This window comes from Paraburkholderia mimosarum LMG 23256 = NBRC 106338 (genome assembly GCF_000739815.1).
Classification (GTDB): Bacteria; Pseudomonadota; Gammaproteobacteria; order Burkholderiales; family Burkholderiaceae; genus Paraburkholderia; species Paraburkholderia mimosarum.
Genome location: NZ_BBJJ01000207.1, coordinates 1 through 3,067 on the forward strand (window position 1 = coordinate 1; position 3,067 = coordinate 3,067).

The window sequence follows — 3,067 nt, forward strand, 5'->3', positions numbered from 1 at the left end:
AGGATCGGCGAAAGCAGCCCGTAGTGCTCCGGCATGCGGATCACGTGGATGCCATCTTCGCTCGTGATGTGGGTATCCGCATCCGCGAAGACGTAGAGCTGGCCGCCGCGCGCGCGCACTTCCTGCATGTTCGACTTGAGCTTTTCGAGCAGCGCGTCGTTGGGCGCCACCGTCACCACGGGCATCGCCTCGGTCACGAGCGCGAGCGGCCCGTGCTTGAGTTCGCCCGCCGGATAGGCCTCGGCGTGGATGTATGAGATTTCCTTGAGCTTGAGCGCGCCTTCGAGCGCGATGGGGTAATGGAGCCCGCGCCCGAGGAACAACGCGTTTTCCTTGCGCGCGAATTCCTCCGACCACGCGATGATCTGCGGCTCCAGCGCGAGCACGCCATTGAGCGCCGCCGGCAGATGGCGCAGCAGCTTGAGATACGCGGCTTCCTGCTCGGCGCTCACATGGCCGCGCAGCTTGCCGAGCGTCACGGCGAGAATGAACAGGCCCACGAGCTGCGTGGTGAACGCCTTGGTCGACGCCACGCCGATCTCGCGCCCGGCGTGCGTGAGGAATTTGAGTTCGGTGAGGCGCACCATCGCGCTCGTCGCCACGTTGCACACCGCGAGCGTGTGCTGCATGCCGAGCGACTGCGCGTGCTTGAGCGCGGCGAGCGTATCGGCGGTTTCGCCCGACTGCGAGATCGTCACGACGAGCGCGCGCGGATTCGGCACCGACTCGCGATAGCGGTATTCGCTCGCGATCTCGACATCGGTGCGGATCTTCGCCACCGATTCGAGCCAGTACTTCGCCGTGAGGCCCGCGTAGTAGCTCGTGCCGCACGCGAGAATCAGGATGCTGTCGATGTCGTTGAACACTGCGCCCGCGCTCTCGCCGAAAAGCTCGGCGGCGAAGGCATCGGTGGCGGGAATCGTGTCGGAGATCGCGCGCGGCTGCTCGAAGATTTCCTTCTGCATGTAATGGCGATACGGCCCGAGATCGACCTCACCGCCGTATGCACCATAGGCCTGCACGTCGCGCGCCTCGCGCACGACTTCCACGCCCTGGCGATCGATGATGCGCACGCCCTCGAGCGTAATCTCGCACACGTCGCCTTCTTCCAGATAGCTCACGCGCTCGGCGCTGCCCGCGATGGCGAGCGCATCCGATGCGATGAAGTTTTCGCCCTTGCCATAGCCCACCACGAGCGGCGAGCCGGCGCGCGCGCCCACCACCGTATGCGGCTGGCTCTTGTGCACCACGCCGATCGCATACGCGCCCGCGAGCTGCTGCACGGCCGCGCGCACGGCGGCGAACAGGTCGCCTTGATAGAGGCTGTGGATCAGGTGGGCGATGACTTCGGTGTCGGTTTGCGAGACGAACTCGTAGCCCTTCGCGCGCAGCGTTTCGCGCAGCGACTCGTAGTTTTCGATGATGCCGTTGTGCACGATCGCGAGCGTGTCGCGCGAGAAGATCGGGTGCGCGTTGTTCACCGTGGGCGCCCCGTGCGTGGCCCAGCGCGTGTGGGCGATGCCGGTCACGCCCTCGAAGCGCGCCTCGCGCACCTGCTCGTCGAGTTCGGCCACGCGCGCGACGCTGCGCACTCGTTGCGGGCCGTCGGCCGTCACGACGGCCACGCCGCATGAGTCGTAGCCGCGATATTCGAGCCGCCGCAGTCCTTCGATCAGTACGGGGACGATGTTACGAAGCGCAACTGCGCCGACGATGCCGCACATGGATTCGATCCTTTGCAATGAGGGCGCCGCGCAGCTTTTGACGCAGCGGCGCCTGGGATTCAACCGTTCAGTTCTTTTTCTTGACCGGCCGAACGTAGCCGGTTTTTGCGATCTGCGTCTTCTCGTTGAGCGCGAGCGTCGCTTCGGGCACATCCTTCCACACCGTCGTGCCAGCCGCGATCGTCACGCCACGGCCCACGCGCACGGGCGCCACGAGCTGCGTATCCGAACCCACGAACACATTGTCCTCGATGACCGTGCGGTGCTTGTTCGCGCCGTCGTAGTTGCAGGTGATGGTGCCCGCGCCGATGTTCACGCCCGCGCCCACGTCGGCGTCGCCCACGTAGCTCAGGTGGTTCGCCTTCGAGCCGAGCCCGATGTTCGCGTTCTTCACCTCGACGAAGTTGCCCACGTGGACTTCGTCGGCGAGCTTCGCGCCCGGGCGCAGGCGCGCGTACGGCCCGAGCACCGCGTTCGCGCCGACCGCCGCGTTCTCGATGTGCGTGTAGGCGTCCACGCGCGTACCCGCGCCGATCGACGCACCGCGAATCACGCAGTTCGGGCCGATGCTCACGTTGTCCGCCAGCGTCACGTCGCCTTCGAACACGCAGTTCACGTCGATGAACACGTCGCGCCCGCACGTGAGCGAGCCGCGCACGTCGATGCGCGCCGGGTCCGCGAGCGTCACGCCCGCCAAGAGCAGCGCCTCGGCCACGTTGCGCTGGTGCACGCGCTCGAGTTCGGCGAGCTGCTGCTTGCTGTTCACACCGAGCGTTTCCCATTCTTCGTCGGGCTGCGCGGTCACGGCCGGATGGCCGGAGGCGATCGCGGCTTCCACGACATCGGTGAGGTAATACTCGCCCTGGGCGTTGTCGTTCTTGAGCGCGGCGAGCCAGCCCGCGAGCGGCGCGGTGGGCGTCACGACGATGCCCGTGTTGATCTCGGCGATCTTGCGCTGTTCTTCGTTCGCGTCCTTCTGCTCGACGATGCGCACGACCTTGCCCGCCGTGTCGCGCACGATGCGGCCGTAACCGGTCGGATCGTCGAGCGTGACGGTGAGAATGCCGTAGCCGTCCTGGCCGGCGGCATCGACAAGGCGCCTGAGCGTCGAGGCACGCGTGAGCGGCACGTCGCCATAGAGCACGAGCGTGGGCACGCTGGCGTCGAGCAGCGGCAGCGCCTGCGCGAGCGCGTGGCCCGTGCCGAGCTGCTGCGCCTGCAGCGCGAACTGGACGTCGGGCGCGCCGACGGCCTCGCGCACCGCTTCGCCGCCATGGCCGACCACGACCACGAGGCGGGTGGGCGAAAGCGTGCGGGCGGTGTCGATGACGTGCGAGAGGAGC

General features: G+C 67.2%; 2 protein-coding genes. Both read right to left on the reverse strand.

The window, feature by feature from the left end:
• A partial coding sequence (gene glmS, locus BMI01S_RS36615) for a glutamine--fructose-6-phosphate transaminase (isomerizing) (protein WP_042293096.1) occupies positions 1 to 1,724 on the reverse strand: 1,724 nt, incomplete at its 3' end.
• 67 nt (positions 1,725 to 1,791) lie between these two features.
• On the reverse strand, positions 1,792 to 3,067 hold a 1,276-nt coding region (gene glmU, locus BMI01S_RS36620), incomplete at its 5' end, for a bifunctional UDP-N-acetylglucosamine diphosphorylase/glucosamine-1-phosphate N-acetyltransferase GlmU (RefSeq protein ID WP_042293098.1).